Genomic DNA, 20,785 nt, shown 5'->3' on the forward strand with positions numbered 1-20,785 from the left:
TTAAGTGGAAACTCTCCGTCTATTTATCAGCTCGGGTGCTTAACCTTATCCCTAAATCGATAAGTGCGATGTCAATTGCTGTCTCAAAGTTAATGGGATTTCGTAGAAACGTTAATAAATAAAGAAAAGACGTACCCATACATACGTCTTTTCTTGTTTTGCCAAAAAGTTATTTATAAATCATCAATAAGGATATAGCTAGCTTTAACGGGACCATGAACTCCAACTACTAAATTTAATTCAATATCAGCCGAATTACTTGGACCAGTAATGAAATTGACACATGAAGCCACTTGCTTACCTTGTTTATGTATGGAACGTAGTTTTTGTGCAGCTTGCGTCATTCTAGGTACTAAGGTGCTTTTAGGAACTAAAACGATGAGTGTAGCTGGAAGAAAGCTCACGGTCCGTCCCTTATCCTTATCACTTAGTAAAACAACCGTACCTGATTCTGCAAGTGTTATTTCACTAATTGTAATCCCTACGTTTGCTTTTTCAGCAAGTGATATGTTTTCCATTTCCTTGGTGTAATCCCATTCATGAATAGAAACCCCTTCACTAGTCCAAGTTTGATTCATAAGGGGAGAAAGACCCCAATTGGAAAAACGTTCGTCCTTCCAAGTTACAATGGGCCCACCACCATGAACGCTAACCGTTTCTTTAAGTGTCTTTTCTAATTCCTTGAGATTTGTTTCAATGAGAGTCGTATGGATTTTTTCACATTGTAACCTCAAAACTTCTACTAGGTCATCAACCGATGCATCCTTTAACACAAGATGTTGGGGCTGATGCTTCCAGTTTCGAACAGGCGCGTTTTGGATTTGTCTTTCGCGACCAAGTGAGGTAGCTATTTGATTTAAAAAAACTTCTTTATTTTTTATTGTTCCAGTCATGATTGTTCCCCACCTTTTTCTCTATTTTTGAACCAATCTCTAAATCTTTCCTTGTTTGGTGCGGGGAACTCACGAATTTCTGTCCATGCCTTTAAAGGACCAACACCTTTAGAGATTTTGTCACCTGACGTAAAAGGCAGCATGGCCGTAGGTGCGAACTTCGTTCCAAGGTTGTAAAGGGAAGGGGACGCAGCACCTAAACCAAAGGCCTTCATGGCTAATTTCTCAGAAATTGGTGCTTTGCCTTCTTTTTCAACAATCGTTTGTCTGTGCTTATGCAAAAGCTCGTGTAATGGTATTTTTACTGGGCAAACCTCCGTACATGCTCCACAAAGTGTTGATGCATATGGTAGTTCTTTATAATCATCGTACCCGCCTAATAAAGGAGATAATACAGCACCAATCGGTCCCGAATAGATGGATCCGTATGAATGGCCACCCACATGTCGGTATACAGGACAAACATTTATACACGCTGCACAGCGAATGCATTGAAGGATCGATTGAAACTCACCACCGAGTATACTAGAGCGGCCATTATCGACGATAACAAGATGGAAGTCTTCAGGACCATCAACATCATGTTCTTCACGAGGACCAGTTAACACAGTAATGTAGCTAGTCAATTTCTGACCAACCGCACTTCTCGTAAGAAGACTAACCAGAACCTCCATTTCTTCAAACGTTGGAACAAGTCTTTCCATCCCCATAACGGTAATTTGCGTTTTCGGAAGGGAAGTGACAAGATCTGCATTGCCTTCATTCGTGACTAGACTGATGGATCCTGTTTCTGCAACGGCAAAATTACAACCAGTAATTCCTACATCAGCTGTTAAATATTCTTGACGTAGCATTTCTCTAGCATGCCAGGCGAGTTCTTCTGGTTTTTCCGTCTTTTTATAGCCCAGCTTTTCCGAAAACACGTCACGGATTTGCTCTTTGTTTTTATGAAGAGCGGGAACAACGATATGAGAAGGAGGATCATGGTCATCAACCTGCAAAATATACTCACCAAGGTCGGTTTCGATTACCTCACAACCCGCATCTTCAAGACATTGGTTAAGGTGAATCTCCTCCGTAACCATCGATTTTGCTTTCACTACTTTTTTTGCGTTCTTTTCTTTAATAACTCCTTTGATATATTCATTGGCTTGTTCAGCTGTTTGGGCGAAAAATACGTGACCCCCTCGCTTAGCAACATTTTCACTAAGTTGTTCTAAATAATAGTCCAGATGGTCAAGTACATGCTTTCTAATTTCTTCACCGTGCTTACGCCATTCTTCCCAGTTTCCTAGTTCAATTGTTGCGTCTAATCTGCGTGTACCCATTCGTTCCTGCGCTCCAACTACTGCTCCTCGCATGAATGAGTCTTGAATGCCTTTATCCACTCGCTCTTTAAAGTCGGTTGTGCTAATTTTCATTGACATTTCTTTATCCCTCCCCAAGGTTCCTTGTTTCCCATTAGCGACTATTTAATATTTCGGCTATATGTAATACCTTAATTGGCTTTAAATTCCGTTCAATACGCCCGCCAATATTCATTAAACAGCCAGCGTCAGCTCCAATTAAATAATCTGCTCCGGTTTCTTCCACGTGAGCGACTTTTTCATCGACCATTTGTTCAGAGATCTGTGCCATTTTTACAGAAAAAGTTCCGCCAAATCCACAGCATTGCTCTTTTCCTGGTAACTCTGTAAATTCTAAATCTCTTACATTTGATAGAAGGACCATCGGAGCTTTTTTGACCCCTAGTAATCTAGTCATATGGCATGAAGTGTGGTATGTCACTTTACCTTTAAAACGAGCACCAACATCTTCTATTTTCAATACATCAACAATAAATTGAGTTAATTCATAAGATTTTAAAGCGAGTTCCTTTGCTTTCGGTCCCCAAACTGGATCATCTTTAAAAATATGCTCATATTCATGAAACATGGCAACGCAAGAACCTGAAGGTGAAACGATATATTCAGCATGTGAAAACGTGTTAATCATTGTCTTCATTGCTTCCTTTGATTCCTTTACATATCCGCTATTGTAGGAGGGCTGACCACAGCAAACTTGAGCTGTTGGGAAGTCAATTTCACAGCCTAAATGCTCTAGCAATTCAACCGTTGCTTTTCCTACATTGCTTTGAAACATATCAACAAGGCATGTGGCAAAAAGAGTAACTTTCATGATTGTTTGTCTCCTATTCCTTCTAAAATCAGGTCATCTGATGACCTGTTCAAAATAGATTAATTAATAACAATAATACTATATTTATAATATTTCTTGAAAGGGATTACATGAAATTTTCTAAAAAATGCACTTCATCCATTTTTTTTAGAAGTGCATGAGGATTATTTTAGGTATTTATAAAGTACACTTTCTACATTTTCAAGATGATCTAGCATAAGTGCACGTGCCTTTTCTCCGTCTTGTTCTTTTATTGCTAAATAAATAGTGTGATGCTCTTCATACAGACGGTCAACCGTGATTTGTTCAGAAAAGAGCCAAAGGCGACGAGTTTCCTTAATGGTTTCACCAATAAGTCCTGAAACATGATTCATTAAATTAACAAGTAAAGGATTCTGAGTAGCTTCGGCAATGGACATATGAAAGGCTAAGTCTGCTTGTTCATTAAGCTCTTCATTCCCGCTAGCGAGTTGCATTTCTTTCAGAGCGGTTTCGATGGTTTGCAAATGTTCCTCAGTTCTTTTTTGAGCTGCTGTGTAACTTGTTCCAGCTTCTAGAATTTTTCGGACCTCGAGTAAATTTTGTGTATCCTGTAGGTTCATTAAGATTGCAGTAGAGAGGGGAAGGCTTACTTGTCCCGATTCAAACTCTTTTACGTATGTTCCTTCACCTTGCCGAATTTCTATTAATCCCATAGCACGTAAAGCGGTTAATGCTTCTCTAATTGTTGAGCGTCCAACCTGAAAGTTCTCGGCTAGTTGCTGAACGGAATCAAGCTTATCGCCAGGCTTAAATTGTCCTGATTTAATCATATCGTGTATGGCATCAGCAACTTCTTCATAAATTTTTTTCGGTTTTATCTTTTTGTAATTCAATGGATGAACCTCCAAAACATGTTCTTATACGATTTAGTATACAACTTTTAGATGTTAAAAAAGGAGAGATTATGTAAAACCAAATAAAAAAATCTACCGAAGTTCTCGGCAGATTTCTAATACTAGCGATAATTTGTAAATTGTACTTCTACGGTTAAGTCTGCTTCTTTTACAAGAGAAATAATCTTTTGAAGATCATCACGATTCTTACCAGTTACACGAACTTGATCATCTTGAACTTGGCTTTTGACCTTAACACCACTATTTTTAATAATCGTATTAATTTTTTTTGCATTTTCTTTATCAATTCCTTGAACAAGCTTGGCACGTTGTCTGACGGTTCCGCCAGAAGCCCCTTCAAGCTTCCCATAATCGAGATTACCGATTGGAACGCCACGTTTGATTAATTTACTTAGCAGCACATCTTTGAGTTGATCTAGCTTATACTCATCATCCGAAATAAGTACTAATTCTTCCTTATCCAGTGATACTTCACTCTTACTTCCTTTAAAATCATAGCGAGTAGAAATTTCTTTCATTGTCTGTGAAATGGCATTTGTTACCTCTGAAAAATCTACCTTTGATACAATATCGAATGAACTTTCTTTAGACATATGATCCTCCTACAGTCAAAAAAATTTTATGTAACTTTTATTCAGTTTCCCTTTATGGGTTCATTATAGTAAAATATAGCAGTTCAAACAACTTTCTCGCCGTTTTATAAACGATAGATAAGGTTAATGTATAGATATAGATAAATTTTAGGAGGTAGTGTATGTCACTAACTGATTACATTGGACAGGTCACAACCCTGACGGTTGCAAGGCAGGCTGCGTTTGGATATTTTTTAACCAATGGGGAAGAAGACGTTCTGTTACATGAAAATGAAATGGTTGAAAATACGGAATTAACAGAGGACCAAGAAATTGAGGTTTTCCTTTATATCGACTCTCGTGATCGTATTACAGCAACCACTTACATACCAGAAGTTCAAGTCGGCAAGTATGGCTGGGCGAAGGTGGTCGAAGTAAAGCCTGGAATTGGTGTATTTATTGATATTGGAATAAAAAAGGATGTGTTATTAGGAGAAGAGGACCTTCCTGTACATACGTCTGTTTGGCCAACTGTGGATGATCTTTTATATATCTCACTTCGGGTGAATAAAAATAACCGAATTTATGTAAAAGCTGCGACTGATCCTATTATTACAGACATCAGTATTAAAGCTACATCAAAGGATTTTAATAAAAATATTCAAGGCCATGTGTACAGAACTGCTAAGGTAGGCACTTGGGTATATACGGTAGAAGGGTTTAAAGGCTTTGTTCATGAGTCACAGCGGAAAGTCGAGCCTAGGCTGGGTGAAAAAGTAGAAGGCCGAATTATTGACGTGAAAGAAGATGGAACCGTTAATATTTCTTTAATTCCTCGTAAACAGGAAGCTCTCGACGAAGATGCCAATAAGATTTATGAATATCTACTGCTTAGAAACGGGGCAATGCCTTATAGCGATAAAAGTATGCCAGAAGATATTCAAGAGCGTTTTGGTTTAAGTAAAGCTGCTTTTAAGCGTGCATTAGGAAAATTAATGAAGAATGGGCTAGTTTATCAAGAAGATTTTTGGACGTATAAAAAAGAAGAAAAAAATGACGTGGAGTAACCACGTCATTTTTTTCTTACAAGTGATCAGTCTTTTTTGAAAATGATTTTTTTCCGGCTTGTCGATTTTTCATTGATTCCATGGCCTTTTCATGTCTCATAGCATTTTTGTCTTTTGCTTTTTTATCATTATCTGAAGTATGTGGCATAAAGATCCCCTTTCCTAGTAAACAATCTACCTCAAAATTCAAGGCTTCTTTTAGTTTCTGTTGGAAAAGGAGAAGTATGCAAGTCACGAATGAAGCTTATTTAGAAAGAATATGGCAATCGTTCCTGGTCCTGTATGTGACCCAATTGCAGCCCCAATATCTGAGATATAAACATCTTGAGGTGAGAATTCATCGATGATCATGGTTTTCATTTCTTCCGCGGTTGTTTTGTCATCGGCATGACTAATTCCGATAACTTGCTTATCTAGTGACTCTCCTCGTTCTTTCATAACTTCAATGATTCGACGCATTAATTTTTTCTTGCCACGAATTTTCTCAATGGGTACTAGTTTCCCATCTTCCACATTTAAGAGCGGCTTAATATTTAATAGACCGCCAACGAAAGCAGAGGCTTTAGAAACCCTTCCGCCTTTAGCTAAATGGTCAAGGTCATCCACTGAAAAGAGATGCTCCATATGCTTACATAGAAATTCTGAAGAGGCAATAACTTGTTCCTTAGTAGCACCATTTTTTAGAAGTCTGGCTGCCTCCATAACAACTAATCCACATCCAAGTGATGCACATTTTGAATTAATAATCGTCAAGTCCAAATCAGGATATTGTTCTTTTACTTGGTCACGTATCATCACTGCTGTTGAGTACGTTCCAGATAATTCGGAAGAAAAAGCTATGTATAGACCAGATTCTTTGTTGATCGCTAGCTCAGTAAACTGTTTTTCAAATACAGCTGGAGATACTTGTGATGTTTTGGGGAGATCTCCGTTTCGTATGGATTCGTAAACCGTTTCGGGATTAATCGTAAGTAAATCTTCGAACTCTTGCTCATTTACATGTACCTTCAGTGGTAACATGGTTACATTATGTTCAGCAAAAAAGTTAAGCGGCAAATCGCTAGCCGAATCAGCCATTAATTTGATCGACATGCCTATCACACTCCAATAACTATGTAATCTTATCTTTAGTTTAAAGAAATAATAAGAGAAATACAATTAATTGTAGTGGAGTTTGCTCATAATAGGAAAAATAGAGTTTTCGAGGAGGGGAAAGTCATTGATTTATCTGCATACGAAAAAAATAATCATTGTAACGATCGGAGCGATATTAAATGCAGTGGCAATGAATTTTTTCTTAATCCCGGCTAATGTGTACTCCAGTGGTTTTGTGGGCGTAGCACAGCTATTGTCTAGTGTATTTGGAAATTTCATGACAACTGGGGTTTGGTTATTTATTCTTAATCTGCCTGTTACTATTTTAGCCTGGAAGAAGGTAGGTCGATCATTCACCATTTACAGTTTTATTAGTGTGTTTCTAATGTCTTTTTTCTTAGAAATCGTCCCAATCATTAATGTTTCTAAAGATATTTTACTAAATGCGGTTTTTGGAGGAGTAATTGCGGCTGTTGGAACCGGGATTACCTTAAAGTGGGGAGCGTCTACAGGAGGAATGGATATTGTCGCGATGGTTTTATCAAGAATGAAGGATAAACCCGTTGGAACCTATTTCTTTATGTTAAATGGTGCAATCATTGTGACAGCAGGTTTTTTATACGGATGGGAAAAGGCTTTATACACACTAGTCACATTATATGTATCTACAAGGGTAATAGATACCATTCACACGCGTCATGAAAAGCTGACAGCCATGATTATTACAAAGAAATCGGATGAGATGAAACAAGCCATTCATTCAAAGCTTGTTCGAGGGATTACAACTGTTCCTGCAAAGGGTGCATTTACAAATGAAAATAAAGAAATGCTAATAACAGTCATTACTCGTTATGAATTATTTGATCTTGAACACATCATTAAGTCAGTGGATCCTAATGCTTTTACTAATATTGTACAAACAGCAGGAATCTTTGGTTTCTTTCGAAAAGAATAATTACTGGAGGGAAAACAATGAAAAAATGGCTTTTTATGATCACCATAATGTTTATTCTTATTCCATCAATGGGCTATGCAAAAGAGGAAGCTGCTTTTAAAAATATTGTTGTAGATGGAGGGAGTGGGAATTACAAAGTACGAGGAGATGCTCATATTGGTAAAGATTATTTTTATTATTCCGTAGAAGATGGACATACACAGTTTATCGAGGAAACAAAAATACAAACAGGAAAAGCCTTCGGTAATGCCTATCCTTTTGTGATTACTATCTCAATCCCAAAAGAGAAACTTCCGAAAAATGGTTCGTTGATTATGAATTTGTATACGAAATCCGAAAAGGGTGAAATCCAACAATCACACCCAGTGGTTCTAGAGGTATTTGAATAAAAAGGAAGGCTGACGAGCACGTCAGCCTTTCCTTTTTATATTTCTAGCTCGTTTTGCATTTCTCGCAGCTGCGCTTGTTCAGCTACAGTGGAGTTAGCATATGCAGAAGATAAAGCATTTTTGGCTCGTGATATCGCTTCATACTGGCCGCTGCCCGTTGCATTTTTGGCAAGGTCAACTGCTTTTCTGGCTTCGATAAATAGTCTATTTCCCATTATATTCCACCTAGTGATGATTCTTTCACATTTGCCATCTTTTGTGCTTCTGCCTCTGCATACGTTGTGTGATATGGGATACGATCATCATGCTTGGATACTGCATCTACACCTTGTTGTACAAAGCGTTTTGATTTATTGCGTTTACCCATTGCAAATCCCTCCATATCCGAGCTATTTTGAAGTAACACATTTGCTACCTCAAGAGTTAGTATGCTCACTAATTCGCTCGCTTACTAGAAGAAAAAATGGGAGGGTTTGTATATATTGTTACAATGCTTTTAAGTTTAAATAATCATTTAAGTAGATAGCAATGCCATCTTCTTCGTTAGTAAGTGTAACCTCATTTGCAAGGGTCTTTAATTGTTCAATGCCATTACCCATTGCAATTCCTCTACCAGCATATTCAATCATTTCAAAATCATTATCCTCGTCACCAAATGCAATAATTCTTTCCTTTGGAATATGTAGGAACTCTGATACCTTTTTAAGTCCAACCGCTTTATTCAGACCTGATTTGACAATCTCAATTACATGCCAAGGATCAGCCCATCGACGATGATCAATAACCTCTGCATGAACAGCTGATAAATGCTTACGGATTTCCTGTACCTGCTCTTCTTCTGTGTGGATGAGCATACTAGTTGGTGATTCTTTTAAGAACCTTCGTAAATCACCCGTTGTAATATTCGGTTTTCCTAAACCGAATATATCTAAAAGTTTTTCATCATGATAATGAAAATACACATCGTCAATGACTTCAGCAATAATATTGTGAAAGGAAAAAGAGTCGAGTGCCTCAACAATATCTTTTGCCACTTCAATATCTAATGGGGTATGATATGCTCCCCACTGGTTAGAACGTGGATGGTGAATGAATGCACCATTAAAATTAACAATGGGAGTCGTAAGATTTAATTCGTGGTAATACATTTCACTTGAGCGGAATGGTCTCCCCGTAGCAATCATAATCTCATGTCCTTGTTCTCTCGCGCTATTAAGGACTTTTTTGGTTTTTTCAGAAATGGTCTTATCGTCTTTTAATAAAGTACCATCAAGGTCTAAAGCAATTAAATGTTTTTCTCTCATGTCTATCCCTCGATTCATGACGTAGTAGGTTAAGTGTAAACCTTTAGGAAAATACTTGTCCACATGATACACTAAAATATAGAAATTCTTAATAAAAAAATGTTGTACATATTCTTATGTTAACAATATTGCTTCCCTTCTGTAAAAAAATTCAACTTATTAATGGAGGTTTTCTTTGTGATTTCTGTTGAAAATAAACAAATAGGGGAGATTCCGTTATTACATTTGGCTCGTGCGAACCTGTTTGATAAGAAGCTCCCTCTCGTGATTTTTATACATGGGTTTACAAGTGCGAAGGAATATAATTTGCATTATGCCTATTTACTGGCTGATAAAGGGTTTCGTGTGATACTACCAGACTGTCTGTATCATGGGGAGAGACAGACGGAAGAAACTAGTTCCCAGCTGCAGTTTCATTTTTGGGAAATAGTTTTACAAACCATTTCCGAACTAAATGAACTAAAAAAGCACTTTGAAGAAAATCAGTTAATTGATTCAGAAAAAATAGGTGTTGTTGGAACATCAATGGGAGGTATTGTTACTTTAGGAGCATTAACAAAATATCCATGGATTCATACAGCTGTAAGTCTAATGGGTATGCCTTATTATGAAAAGCTTGCAAAAGCGCAAATTGCGGAGCTGAAAAATCAAGGTAAAGAACTGCCAATGGAGCAGTCAGCTATTGAAGAATTATTTAATCGTCTTCGAGAAAAAGATTTAAGTCAACAACCAGAAAAATTAATGGGAAGACCACTATTATTTTGGCATGGGAAAAGGGACAATGTTGTTCCGTATTCATATGCGCATGATTACTATGAGAGCATTAAGAAAGACTATCAACAAACCCCTCAATTACTTCAGTTTATAAGTGATGAAAAGGCGGATCATAAGGTCAGCAGAGAAGGGTTATTAAAAACCGTTGAGTGGTTTGAAAAGCATTTACTTTCATCAAGTATGATGTACGTCACTTCGGCAGAAAAATAATCATTATATTATAACTTATGTAAACCAATTTGTTATCATGTAAATAGAGTTGAACTTTAAGGAGTGATTATAATGGATCAAGATTTAAAAGATAGTATTATGGGGGCTTTGGAATTAGTTGTTGACCCAGAGCTTGGAATAGATATTGTGAACCTTGGCCTTGTTTATGATATTGAGATGGACGAAGAAGGTACAGCGACCATTACAATGACGTTAACTTCAATGGGGTGTCCATTAGCAGGTTCTATTGTAGAAAATGTAAAAGAAGCACTAAGTGATATTCCTGAAGTAAAAAAGACAGAAGTAAATATCGTCTGGAGCCCGCCGTGGTCGAAAGACAGAATGTCAAGATACGCAAAGATTGCGCTTGGTATTCGATAGGAAGGAAGCTAACCGCCCATGCGGTTAGCTTTTTTATGGAAACTAATAAGTTTTATTAAAACTGTGAGCTAGTTCACTTATTTCAAGAGAAGATGGCTTTACAATGGACGTATATGATTCATAAAAGTTGTGCTTTGTCAGGAGGTCCTCATTGTGATTGTCAGTCGAGACTTTAACAAAGATCCGTTTATTGTTATTTGGGAGTTAACGAGAGCTTGTCAGCTAAAATGCCTTCACTGCCGTGCAGAAGCACAGTATAAAACCGATCCAAGGGAATTAACCTTTGAAGAAGGTAAAAAATTAATAGATGAAATATATGAAATGAATAATCCCATGCTCGTATTTACAGGCGGAGATCCGCTTTTGAGAAAAGATGTATTTGCTATTGCCGAGTATGCGGTAAAAAAAGGTGTGCGCGTATCGATGACACCAAGTGCCACGCCAAATGTCACAAAAGAGTCAATCAAAAAAGCCAAGGAGGTAGGTCTTTCACGATGGGCCTTTAGTTTAGACGGCCCGACTGCTGAAATACATGACCATTTTCGTGGAACAGCAGGCTCATTTGACTTAACCATAGAAAGAATTCAGTATCTCCATGAACTTGAAATACCGATTCAAATCAACACGGTGATCTCTCGTTACAATTATGAATACTTAGACGAGATGGCTGAACTAGTCGAGAAGCTGCAATGTGTTTTATGGAGTGTCTTTTTCTTAGTGCCAACTGGTAGAGGACAAGAAAAAGATATGATTTCTCCAGTAGAGCATGAAAAGGTATTTATCTGGCTTCAGGAGCTGAGCAAACGCGTACCATTTGATATAAAAACGACAGCTGCTCAACATTATCGACGTGTGTTTATTCAGCAAAAAATGAAAGAAGAGAAAAATAAGGATAATATATCTTATTTGGATGCTTTAACTAGTCAGGGTTTAACAGGAAGTATTGATGGGTTAGGAAGAGCTCCCAAGGGAGTCAATGACGGAAACGGGTTTGTATTTATTTCTCATATTGGAGATGTGTACCCAAGTGGGCTGTTACCAATAAAAGCAGGGAATGTACGTGAGCAGCCGTTAGCCGAGATTTACCGAGAATCACCAATATTTAAAAACTTAAGGAACCCTGATAAATATAAAGGCAAGTGTGGCGTATGTGAGTTTAGATATGTATGCGGTGGCTCACGATCAAGAGCATATGCCATGACAGGCGATTACCTAGAAAGTGAACCATTTTGTGTTTATGTGCCAAAGGCATTAAGATCAAAGAAAGCATAAAAAATAAGAGTGCAGAAACCTCTGCACTCCGATTTATTCAATGCTGCAATAAACCTTTGGACAATTTTCACAGCCAATTTCGTCTCTTAAATATTGTAAATGATGAACGATGATTTTGCTCTTTTTTATAGATATAATTTGCTCTTTTTTTAGTTCATTTAAGATGCGATTGGTACTTTCACGGGAAGTTCCACAAAAATTGGCAAGTTCTTGGTTCGTTAGTGGAAGATCGATAAGGATTCCGTTTTGTATCTCTACACCATAACTATTTGTCATACGGATCAAAGTCGAGTATAATGCGCCTTTCTTTCCGTTTAATACGAGATCACGGAACTTCGTTTGCGTTTTTCTAAAATGATCGCTCATCCATTTTAAAAACTCTAGGGCAAGAGAACTGTTTTGAAAGATTTCTTTCTCAAGGACATCCTTATTTATTGCAACGATTTCTGCATCTTCAAGTACTCTAGCGCTAAGCAAATATTTAGGGGAATGAGTAAAAAGGGTTAGTTCTCCACAAATATCATTTTTACCGCAAATTCGTAAAGATAGCTCTCTGCCATCGGATGTAATTTTACTAATCTGTACCTTCCCTGACAGAATGACGTACATTTCCTCTGCTTCCATTCCTTCTTGAAAGATAAAAGTATTTTTCTCTCCAATAAAACGGCGGTCAGCCAGATGAAGAAGTTCTTTTATCTCTATTGAATGTGTCTCTTTTACCACTGCTGACATCCTGATTCACCCTTTTTTAGACAGTAATGATTCTATCATCTACAATGAGGGTAATAAGAATTGTTGTCAATAACTTCACCCATGATGTAACAATATGTTCACGTTTAATAAAATAGTTATGTTGTAAAGTGATTTACCGTTATAATAAGATATACTACAATGCATGCAAGATACTCTTGCGATGGAGTTGATTATCATGAATAAAATTACTGATCAATTAAACCGTCCGTTACGAGATTTAAGAATATCGGTTATCGATCGATGCAATTTCCGGTGTCAGTACTGCATGCCAGCAGAGATATTCGGTCCCGATTTTGCTTTTTTACCTAAAAAAGAATTACTTAGCTATGAAGAAATTGAGCGTTTGGCTCATATTTTTGTGGGACTTGGAGTGGAAAAAATACGTCTCACAGGTGGAGAGCCTCTCCTTCGAAAACAGCTTCCTTTGCTAGTTGAGAAGCTCTCTAAAATAAATGGCTTAAAAGATATTGGCTTAACAACGAACGGTGTTCTTTTGCCAAAGTATGCCGAGGAATTAAAGGCTGCTGGTCTAAAGAGGGTAAATGTAAGTCTTGATAGTTTGAATGACGAGCTTTTTGGTGAGATTAATGGTCGTGGAGTGAAAACTGGACCTGTAATAGAAGGAATTCAAGCGGCCCAAAAAGCAGGGCTTGGTGTCAAACTGAATATGGTTGTTAAAAAGGGATTAAATGATCAAGAGATTGTTCCTATGGCACAATTTTGTAAAGATAATGGACTTCAACTCCGTTTTATTGAATACATGGATGTGGGTAGTACAAACGGATGGAAAATGGATGACGTTGTGACCAAAAAGGAAATTTATGAACGATTGAATGAGCATTATTTGTTAGAGCCAGTTGATCCAGATTATTTTGGAGAAGTTGCAAAGCGATATCGCTACAAGGATTCAAACGTAGATGTCGGATTTATTACTTCTGTGTCTGAGTCGTTTTGCTCTAGCTGTACTCGTTCGAGACTTTCTGCTAATGGACAGCTCTTTACCTGTTTGTTTAATGGGAACGGACACGATATTCGTGACTTTATGAGAAATGGTGTGTCTGATTCGGAAATCGAACAAAGAATTACTGACATTTGGAATAGAAGAAATGATCGTTATTCCGATGAAAGAACGGAAGAAACAATAGCTAATAGAAAGAAAATTGAAATGTCCTATATAGGGGGATAAATAAAAACTACTTCATGGCGGTGAAGTAGTTTTTGTTTTTCTTACGCAATGTATCTAGGGAACAAAATATTGTTTTCAAGGTGAACGTGCATAAATGTTTGTTCTTCTAATAATTCAAGTCTTTTGTAAACCAGACGGTACGTACCACATGCATCCATTGGTGGTTGGAAGTCGGATGTAATGTCTCTTAATTCCTTTAGAATAGCTCCAGCATGATCATGTTCTTTTTCTAATTCGGTTATTTCTTTAATCATTTCGCTACGAGTTTCGCCAGTTGTAGTATCAAGCTTTTGTAGCATTGGAAATACGAGTTCTTCTTCTTTTGCTGTGTGTTCAAGCAATTCTTTCTTTAGTTCGTAAAATAGTTCGTATACCTTTAACAATTCTGGACGATGTCCACCATGTACCTTTGCCACCTTTGTTACGTAAGGACTTAAGTTAGCGAGTTCTTCTTCTAACGGACGATGATATTGTTCAATCACATGGTTAATAATTACGTCAGATGCTGAATCTGTCCATACGGCTACATCTTCTTTAGTTCCTTTATACGTATCAAAAAGCTGTTGAAGCTCTTGAATAATTTCATTAGCGTTTACTGATTTTTCAGAAGCAGCTTCTTCTAAAGGAATATTCCCACCACAGCAAAAATCAATTCGGTTTCTCTTAAACACGTCTGCTGCTTTTGGAAATTCATTTACTATATCTTTTACTAATGAGTCAGTTTGAAATGGATATGTCATTTTAATTGCCCTCCAAAAATACGTTTTATTTACAAACTAAGAATAAATGATTTTGTCTTCTTTTAAGGTGATGTGAATCACACTTTCAAATTAAATGTTCTCTATTTTCTTCAAATTGTTAGGGGAAGTGCTAAAATAAGGTTTAAGTGATGTTAGTCCTGTTTTATAGTTATTTAAATGTTTATAATTACACATACATACGACCTTACCATGTAGGAGTTGATTTAATTGGTAGAAAAAAGAACGCCGATACAAGTTGGTGAAGCAGTAAAAAAAGTGATGTCGCATTCAATATGTGGCAAACAAGAATTAGTTTCCATAAACGAGAGTTATGGCCGATTCCTTTCAGAGGATTTAGTCGCCACGTCAGATGTTCCTCACTTCAATCGTTCTCCTTATGATGGTTTTGCTATTCGTTCGGTTGATTCAGCTGAAGCTTCGCTTTCCAATCCAGTTGAATTCGAAGTGGTTGATCATATTGGTGCAGGATACGTTTCAAATAAGGAAATTGGTGAATTTCAGGCAGTTCGTATCATGACAGGAGCACAAATGCCTATGAATTGTGACGCAGTTGTTATGTTAGAACTTGCCAAAACGAGTGAGAAAAACGGACAACCATATATGTCCATTAAGCGATCTTATAAACCAGGAGATAATGTTTCTTTCGCTGGGGAGGATGCAAAAAAGGGAGAAGTCCTTGTAAAAAGAGGAACGAAAATCAATCCTGGGATTCAAGCGATGTTAGCAACATTTGGTTATAAGGAAGTACCTGTTGCTAAAAAACCAATAATTGGCTTATTTGCTACTGGTACAGAACTGCTTGAGGTAGAGGATGAATTACAGCCGGGGAAAATTCGAAACTCTAATACCCATATGATCATTGCTCAAATCGAGCGTTCTGGGGCCGAAGTAAAGTATTTCGGGAAACTTCCTGATGATTTCGAATTATGCTATGAATCGATAGAGAGTGCTATAGAAGAGGTTGATTTATTGATTACTACAGGTGGTGTCTCGGTTGGAGACTTCGATTATTTGCCTCAAATTTATAAAAAATTAGGGGCGGATGTCCTTTTTAATAAAGTAGCTATGAGACCTGGAAGTGTTACCACTGTAGCGCATTTAGATGGGAAAATTTTATTTGGGTTATCTGGAAATCCTTCTGCATGTTATGTAGGATTTGAGTTATTTGCGAGACCAATTATACGTACCATGTTAAACTGTCCGAAGCCACATTTAAGAAGGGAAAAGGCAGTTCTAGAAGTTGATTTTCCAAAAGCAAATCCATTTACTCGATTTGTGAGGAGCAAATTAACAATCACTGATGGGAAGTTAGTGGCTGCACCTAGTGGAGTAGACAAATCAAATATCGTGATGAGTTTGGCTGGGGCCAATTCATTTATTATCCTACCAGGTGGAACAAGAGGGTATGAAGCCCATACGATTGTTGATGTCTTACTGCTAGAAGATCATGAAGGTAGCGAATGGCCGTGGTAGACCCCGTCATTGTCCAAGTAGTCGGTTTTCAAAACAGTGGAAAAACAACATTTGTTAAAAAACTACTACAAGAACTATCCAATCAAAATATATTTGTAGCTACAATTAAGCATCATGGACATGGTGGCAAACCTGACGTAGTTGAAAAAAAGGACTCATCGGAGCATATACAATCTGGTGCCTTTGCCTCGTTAGTTGAGGGAGAAGGAAGACTTCTTATTCAAGTAGAGAAGGATGAATGGAATATACAAGAACAGATTCACATCTTATGTAGCATGAATCCAGAGGTGATCGTAATAGAGGGGCATAAAAATGAAAGATTTCGCAAAATTGTCCTTTTACGAAATAAAGAAGATTTTGATGCTCTTAAAAGTTTAGAGAATGTGATGGCGTTTGTAAGTCAAGAACCATTACATATAAATCCAAACGTTCCTATTTGGAACGAAAACGATATTATGACCTGGCTTGTACAATATATAAATGAACAAAGAAATCAAGGAAACTGCAAAGTGTAAATGTACTTTGCAGTTTTTTGCCCTGTGATTCAATTCACTTACTAATATCCTTCATTCTTTTATAGTATAAGTAGCTACAACACTAGGAGTGAGGACAATGAAATTATTTTTACCTAAACAGCATGGTGCATGGGCAATGCTAATCATCCCTTTTTGGTTAGGAGTGATTGCTTCCAACTTCCTTTGGCAGCATATCCCTTTCTTTGTGGGTTGGTTACTACTATATTTGGCGACATATCCGATGTTGCTATTATTTAAAAGAAAAAAACTCTCTTTGTATAAAAAATGGACAGTGATCTACCTGTTACCGTCTTTCTTTTTTTTGCTAGTCCCTTTATTTACAAGGCCTTCTATTATTCTTTTTGGACTAATCATGATCCCGTTTTTTTGCATAAATGCGTATTTTTCTAGCAAAAACAATGACCGTGCACTAACGAATGATTTAAGTGCCATTATCGTATTTGGAATTGCTGGCTTAGCAAGTAGCTATTTAGGAGAGGGAGGTATTAGTTACAAAGCATGGCTTGCCTTTTTCTCTTCTATTCTCTTTTTTACAGGAAGTACATTCTATGTAAAAACCATGATTCGCGAGAAAAAGAGTGAGGTATTCAAACAGATCTCATGGGGATATCATTTGTTGGTGGTCATACTTTGGATGATTGTTGGTAATTTGATCTTTGCATTAGCAAGCTTGCCAAGCTTACTTAGAGCCATTTTCTTCTACGGCAAGCCTTATTCAGTAAAAACAGTAGGGATTTTAGAGATTGTTAATGCTGTATTATTTTTTGGAAGTATGACAGTTGCGATGCTTGTATGATAAATAAAAGCACTCGGTGTTTTTCACTGCCGAGTGCTTTTAATCAATTTTGCAAATATCAATTGGACAATCTTCACAATCAATCTCATCTTTTAAGAACATCAAATTATGGATCGTAATCATCCCCTTATCAATGGAGATGATGTTATTCTTTCGTAATTCACTTAACAAGCGATTAGCAACTTCCCTGGATGTTCCACAAAAATTAGCTATCTCTTGATTGGTAAAAGGCTGATCTATGACAATGCCATGTTCACGAACAATTCCGTAACTATTGCATAAACGAATGAGTGTGGAGTACAATGCCCCTTTTTTACCATGGAGAATAAGGTCTCTAAATTTTGTTTGGTTTCTCCTATGCTGTCCATTTAACCATTTCATAAATTGTAAAGATAAAGAATGATCTTTGCTAAGCTTTTCCTCTAAATCGCCCTTATGAATGACAGCAACTTCACCATCTTCTACAATCTTTGCGTCCAACATGTACTTTGGGGAAGAACAAAATAAAGGAATCTCTCCAATAAGCTCTCCAGTAGAACACATTCGAATCGTCAGTTCTCTTCCATCTGGGACCATTTTGCTGATTTGGATTTTCCCTTTTAGAACGACATATAACTCCTCAGCCTTTTGCCCTTCATGAAATAAGTAATTTCCTTTTTCAATCTTACGTGTATACCTTGCCACTTGAATAAAATCCTGTAGCTGTATGGAAGTATTCATGGAGATGTCACCCGCCTGACCGGTTTGCTAGTCCCTTTAATTAACTAGTCTAACTGTAAAAAGAAAAATCCATTTCGTCAACCTTAAAACCTTCCAATAGGAGTAATTGTTTATGCAGATTTTTTGTTAGAAGTACTAACATTAAAAATAATCTAAAAAAAATGAAAATAGTTTTAAAAATTGGTTGATTTTATTGTTAGCAGTTTTTATAATAAGGTACATTAAAACTTATAAAAATTAAATCGAATGATTAAATATGCAATAATATTCAGGAAGGGGTAAGGAATGAAAGTATCAATTATCGGAACAACCGGATATGGTGGAGTTGAGTTGCTCCGTATATTGCACTCACACCCTGAATTCGACATACATTCCATTCATTCAACAAAAGAAGAAGTGGCCATTTCAGATGAATATCCACATCTTTATGGAATTATTGATAAAAAAATGAGCAGCATTGATGCTGATAAAATTGCTGATGAAAGTGATTTAGTCTTTTTTGCTACTCCATCAGGTGTCTCTTCAAGCCTCGTTGATCAATTCAAAGGAAAAGATATTAAGGTCATTGACCTATCAGGGGATTTGCGGTTAAAGAATACTTCTGACTATCTAAAATGGTATAAAAAAACTCCTGCTAATGAGGCGATCGTTGATGAAGCGGTATATGGACTAAGCGAATGGAATAAGGAGCAGGTAAAAGCGGCAAATTGGGTTGCCAATCCAGGGTGCTATCCAACTGCAACGTTACTGGGGTTAGCTCCTGTTGTAAAGGAAGGGTTAATTGACCCAAGGAGTATTATCGTTGATGCGAAATCAGGAACCTCTGGGGCAGGGAGAGCAGCAAGTCGAGCAACATTATATGCAGAGGTAAATGAGAATTTTAAAATTTACAAGGTGAATGAACATCAACATATTCCTGAAATCGAGCAACAATTAATGGTATGGAATAGTGAGATTCAGCCAATCACCTTTAGCACTCATCTTCTTCCATTAACAAGAGGCATTATGGCCACGATGTATGTCCAGCTTTTAGCAGATTGGGAGACAGAAAGAGTCATAGATTTATATCAATCGTATTACGAAAATGAGCCGTTTGTCCGAGTAAGACCACAAGGCTATTTTCCATCAATTAAGGATGTATCAAGTTCGAATTATTGTGATATAGGTTTACACGTTGATAAGAGAACAAACCGATTAACAATTGTATCGGTAATCGATAATTTAATGAAGGGTGCTGCAGGGCAGGCCGTACAAAATGCAAACATCATGTTTGGTTTGGAGAGTCATTCAGGTTTGAAGTTTATGCCACTGTATCCGTAATAGGAGGTTAAGGGATGGAAGCTTTATCGGAAGTGTCACAAGTAAAAAAAGTAAATGGTGGTAGCGTAGTTTCACCAAAGGGATTTTATGCAGGTGGAGTACACGCTGGACTTCGTTATTCTAGAAAAGATGTTGGATTAATATATAGTGAAGTTCCTGCCAGTAGCGCAGCTGTTTACACATTAAATCAGTTCCAAGCAGCCCCGCTGAAGGTAACTCAGCATAGTATTCAGGAGAAAGGTAAGCTACAAGCAGTGATTGTAAATAGTGCATGCGCAAATGCTTGTACAGGAGAAAGAGGTTTACAAGATGCTTATTCCATGCGAAAGCTGACAGCCGATAAGCTGAACCTTGAAGAAACTTTCGTAGCGGTTGCTTCAACAGGAGTAATCGGTGAGTACCTCCAAATGGATCGAATTGCAGCAGGAATAACAGATATACAATTTGGTCAAACACAAGAAGATGCTGAAGGATTTCAAACGGCAATTTTAACAACCGATACATGTATGAAAAGCAGTTGTTATACAACGGAGATTGATGGAATGCTAGTGACGATGGGTGGAGCAGCAAAAGGATCTGGAATGATTCATCCTAATATGGCAACCATGCTCGGCTTTATAACTTGTGATGCCGCTATATCTCCTGAGTCTCTTAAGAAAGCACTTAAAAGTGTAACAGATAAGTCCTTCAATCAAATAACAGTTGATGGTGATACATCTACGAATGATATGGTACTTGTAATGGCAAACGGAAAAGCGGGTAATGAGGAGCTTCATGAGGGCCATAAGGATTGGGAAGCTTTCCTTGAGTTACTGAAGAATACGAGCCAAGACTTAGCAAAGCAAATTGCACGAGATGGAGAGGGAGCCACAAAGCTAATTGAAGTGAGTGTAAAAGGTGCAGCTTCCAATGACGATGCACGTAAAATTGCAAAGCAAATTGTAGGTTCCAATCTCGTGAAAACAGCTATTTTCGGAGCTGATGCAAACTGGGGACGTATTATTGGTGCAATTGGTCAAGCGGGTGTCGAAGTGAATGTTGATACGGTAGATATTAAGCTTGGTGAAACAACGATGTTATTAAATAGTGTGCCTCAAGTGTTTTCAGAGGATGACGCTAAGAAATATTTAGAAAATGATACGATTCATATCTTTGTCGACCTACAATTTGGAGATGGGGAAGGAAAGGCATGGGGATGTGACCTTTCTTACGATTACGTAAAAATTAATGCGAGCTATCGAACGTAAGGGGGCA

At 37.4% G+C, this 20,785-nt stretch carries 25 protein-coding genes; 12 read left to right on the top strand and 13 right to left on the bottom strand.

The genetic code is table 11. From position 1 onward, the window contains the following. Positions 1–173 precede the first annotated feature (173 nt). The 5 genes from ACFFHF_RS07655 to ACFFHF_RS07675 form a co-directional block, all read right to left on the bottom strand. Positions 174–896 (bottom strand): LutC/YkgG family protein, encoded by a 723-nt coding sequence (locus ACFFHF_RS07655; protein WP_377057863.1) that lies wholly within the window; start codon positions 894–896, stop codon positions 174–176. Next, complete coding sequence (locus ACFFHF_RS07660) at positions 890–2,320, bottom strand: LutB/LldF family L-lactate oxidation iron-sulfur protein (protein ID WP_160546431.1); 1,431 nt, start codon at positions 2,318–2,320, stop codon at positions 890–892. Before ACFFHF_RS07660 ends, ACFFHF_RS07655 begins: the two co-directional genes overlap by 7 nt. Before the next feature lie 34 nt (positions 2,321–2,354). Further along, positions 2,355–3,071, bottom strand: coding sequence for a lactate utilization iron-sulfur protein LutA (gene lutA, locus ACFFHF_RS07665; RefSeq protein WP_160546430.1), 717 nt, complete (start codon positions 3,069–3,071; stop codon positions 2,355–2,357). Between the two features lie 164 nt (positions 3,072–3,235). Then, positions 3,236–3,946 (bottom strand): FadR/GntR family transcriptional regulator, encoded by a 711-nt coding sequence (locus ACFFHF_RS07670; RefSeq protein ID WP_160546429.1) that lies wholly within the window; start codon positions 3,944–3,946, stop codon positions 3,236–3,238. A 122-nt stretch (positions 3,947–4,068) separates the two neighbouring features. Further along, positions 4,069–4,560, bottom strand: a complete 492-nt coding sequence (locus ACFFHF_RS07675) for a YajQ family cyclic di-GMP-binding protein (RefSeq protein WP_160546428.1) — start codon at positions 4,558–4,560, stop codon at positions 4,069–4,071. Positions 4,561–4,721: 161 nt separating this feature from the next. On the opposite strand from ACFFHF_RS07675, the gene ACFFHF_RS07680 reads away from it, so the two are divergent. Continuing rightward, positions 4,722–5,606, top strand: a complete 885-nt coding sequence (locus tag ACFFHF_RS07680; protein ID WP_160546427.1) for a CvfB family protein — start codon at positions 4,722–4,724, stop codon at positions 5,604–5,606. A 16-nt stretch (positions 5,607–5,622) separates the two neighbouring features. On the opposite strand, the gene ACFFHF_RS07685 is transcribed toward ACFFHF_RS07680, so the two are convergent. Further along, a complete protein-coding gene (locus tag ACFFHF_RS07685; RefSeq protein ID WP_160546426.1) occupies positions 5,623–5,754 on the bottom strand; it encodes a DUF3941 domain-containing protein in 132 nt (43 codons plus the stop codon). Between the two features lie 83 nt (positions 5,755–5,837). Next, positions 5,838–6,698 (bottom strand): DegV family protein, encoded by an 861-nt coding sequence (locus tag ACFFHF_RS07690; protein ID WP_160546425.1) that lies wholly within the window; start codon positions 6,696–6,698, stop codon positions 5,838–5,840. Positions 6,699–6,825: 127 nt separating this feature from the next. Between ACFFHF_RS07690 and ACFFHF_RS07695 the strand changes: the two genes are divergently transcribed. After that, positions 6,826–7,656 carry a YitT family protein gene (locus ACFFHF_RS07695; RefSeq protein WP_160546424.1) on the top strand — a complete coding sequence of 277 codons (831 nt, stop codon included), beginning with the start codon at positions 6,826–6,828 and terminating at the stop codon, positions 7,654–7,656. Positions 7,657–7,673: 17 nt separating this feature from the next. Next, positions 7,674–8,045: an intracellular proteinase inhibitor gene (locus tag ACFFHF_RS07700; protein WP_160546423.1), complete on the top strand. Its 372-nt coding sequence runs from the start codon at positions 7,674–7,676 to the stop codon at positions 8,043–8,045. A gap of 35 nt (positions 8,046–8,080) precedes the next feature. Here ACFFHF_RS07700 and ACFFHF_RS07705 read toward each other — a convergent pair whose 3' ends face one another. From ACFFHF_RS07705 to ACFFHF_RS07715, 3 genes are all read right to left on the bottom strand, one after another. Further along, positions 8,081–8,260 carry a DUF3813 domain-containing protein gene (locus ACFFHF_RS07705; protein WP_160546422.1) on the bottom strand — a complete coding sequence of 60 codons (180 nt, stop codon included), beginning with the start codon at positions 8,258–8,260 and terminating at the stop codon, positions 8,081–8,083. After that, positions 8,260–8,412 (bottom strand): hypothetical protein, encoded by a 153-nt coding sequence (locus ACFFHF_RS07710; RefSeq protein ID WP_162927704.1) that lies wholly within the window; start codon positions 8,410–8,412, stop codon positions 8,260–8,262. Before ACFFHF_RS07710 ends, ACFFHF_RS07705 begins: the two co-directional genes overlap by 1 nt. Positions 8,413–8,530: 118 nt before the next feature. Continuing rightward, positions 8,531–9,349, bottom strand: coding sequence for a Cof-type HAD-IIB family hydrolase (locus ACFFHF_RS07715; RefSeq protein ID WP_160546421.1), 819 nt, complete (start codon positions 9,347–9,349; stop codon positions 8,531–8,533). A gap of 177 nt (positions 9,350–9,526) precedes the next feature. Here ACFFHF_RS07715 and yjfP point away from each other — a divergent pair, with 177 nt between their 5' ends. From yjfP to ACFFHF_RS07730, 3 genes are all read left to right on the top strand, one after another. Then, a complete protein-coding gene (gene yjfP / locus ACFFHF_RS07720; RefSeq protein WP_340902863.1) occupies positions 9,527–10,333 on the top strand; it encodes an esterase in 807 nt (268 codons plus the stop codon). Between the two features lie 72 nt (positions 10,334–10,405). After that, complete coding sequence (locus ACFFHF_RS07725) at positions 10,406–10,714, top strand: metal-sulfur cluster assembly factor (RefSeq protein WP_119707221.1); 309 nt, start codon at positions 10,406–10,408, stop codon at positions 10,712–10,714. Between the two features lie 153 nt (positions 10,715–10,867). Next, positions 10,868–11,986, top strand: a complete 1,119-nt coding sequence (locus ACFFHF_RS07730; RefSeq protein ID WP_377057846.1) for a TIGR04053 family radical SAM/SPASM domain-containing protein — start codon at positions 10,868–10,870, stop codon at positions 11,984–11,986. 33 nt (positions 11,987–12,019) lie between these two features. Here ACFFHF_RS07730 and ACFFHF_RS07735 read toward each other — a convergent pair whose 3' ends face one another. Further along, positions 12,020–12,718, bottom strand: coding sequence for a Crp/Fnr family transcriptional regulator (locus ACFFHF_RS07735; RefSeq protein ID WP_160546419.1), 699 nt, complete (start codon positions 12,716–12,718; stop codon positions 12,020–12,022). Between the two features lie 196 nt (positions 12,719–12,914). Here ACFFHF_RS07735 and moaA point away from each other — a divergent pair, with 196 nt between their 5' ends. Continuing rightward, positions 12,915–13,925, top strand: coding sequence for a GTP 3',8-cyclase MoaA (gene moaA, locus ACFFHF_RS07740; RefSeq protein WP_160546418.1), 1,011 nt, complete (start codon positions 12,915–12,917; stop codon positions 13,923–13,925). Between the two features lie 41 nt (positions 13,926–13,966). On the opposite strand, the gene ric is transcribed toward moaA, so the two are convergent. Beyond that, positions 13,967–14,665, bottom strand: coding sequence for an iron-sulfur cluster repair di-iron protein (gene ric / locus ACFFHF_RS07745; RefSeq protein ID WP_160546417.1), 699 nt, complete (start codon positions 14,663–14,665; stop codon positions 13,967–13,969). Between the two features lie 228 nt (positions 14,666–14,893). Here ric and ACFFHF_RS07750 point away from each other — a divergent pair, with 228 nt between their 5' ends. From ACFFHF_RS07750 to ACFFHF_RS07760, 3 genes are all read left to right on the top strand, one after another. Beyond that, positions 14,894–16,159 carry a molybdopterin-binding protein gene (locus tag ACFFHF_RS07750; protein ID WP_160546416.1) on the top strand — a complete coding sequence of 422 codons (1,266 nt, stop codon included), beginning with the start codon at positions 14,894–14,896 and terminating at the stop codon, positions 16,157–16,159. Then, positions 16,147–16,674: a molybdopterin-guanine dinucleotide biosynthesis protein B gene (gene mobB / locus ACFFHF_RS07755; RefSeq protein WP_160546415.1), complete on the top strand. Its 528-nt coding sequence runs from the start codon at positions 16,147–16,149 to the stop codon at positions 16,672–16,674. The genes ACFFHF_RS07750 and mobB overlap by 13 nt, the downstream gene beginning before the upstream one ends. 97 nt (positions 16,675–16,771) lie before the next feature. Continuing rightward, on the top strand, positions 16,772–17,491 hold the full coding sequence (locus ACFFHF_RS07760) for a YwiC-like family protein (RefSeq protein WP_160546414.1): 720 nt from the start codon (positions 16,772–16,774) through the stop codon (positions 17,489–17,491). Between the two features lie 39 nt (positions 17,492–17,530). On the opposite strand, the gene ACFFHF_RS07765 is transcribed toward ACFFHF_RS07760, so the two are convergent. Then, on the bottom strand, positions 17,531–18,211 hold the full coding sequence (locus tag ACFFHF_RS07765; RefSeq protein WP_160546413.1) for a Crp/Fnr family transcriptional regulator: 681 nt from the start codon (positions 18,209–18,211) through the stop codon (positions 17,531–17,533). Positions 18,212–18,496: 285 nt separating this feature from the next. Here ACFFHF_RS07765 and argC point away from each other — a divergent pair, with 285 nt between their 5' ends. Together argC and argJ are read left to right on the top strand one after the other, a co-directional pair. Then, complete coding sequence (gene argC, locus ACFFHF_RS07770; RefSeq protein WP_160546412.1) at positions 18,497–19,531, top strand: N-acetyl-gamma-glutamyl-phosphate reductase; 1,035 nt, start codon at positions 18,497–18,499, stop codon at positions 19,529–19,531. A 14-nt stretch (positions 19,532–19,545) separates the two neighbouring features. Continuing rightward, positions 19,546–20,778 (top strand): bifunctional ornithine acetyltransferase/N-acetylglutamate synthase, encoded by a 1,233-nt coding sequence (gene argJ / locus ACFFHF_RS07775; RefSeq protein WP_160546411.1) that lies wholly within the window; start codon positions 19,546–19,548, stop codon positions 20,776–20,778. The last annotated feature ends 7 nt before the right edge of the window (positions 20,779–20,785 follow it).

The sequence above is a fragment of the Robertmurraya beringensis genome (genome assembly GCF_042433785.1).
Classification (GTDB): Bacteria; Bacillota; Bacilli; order Bacillales; family Cytobacillaceae; genus Robertmurraya_A; species Robertmurraya_A beringensis.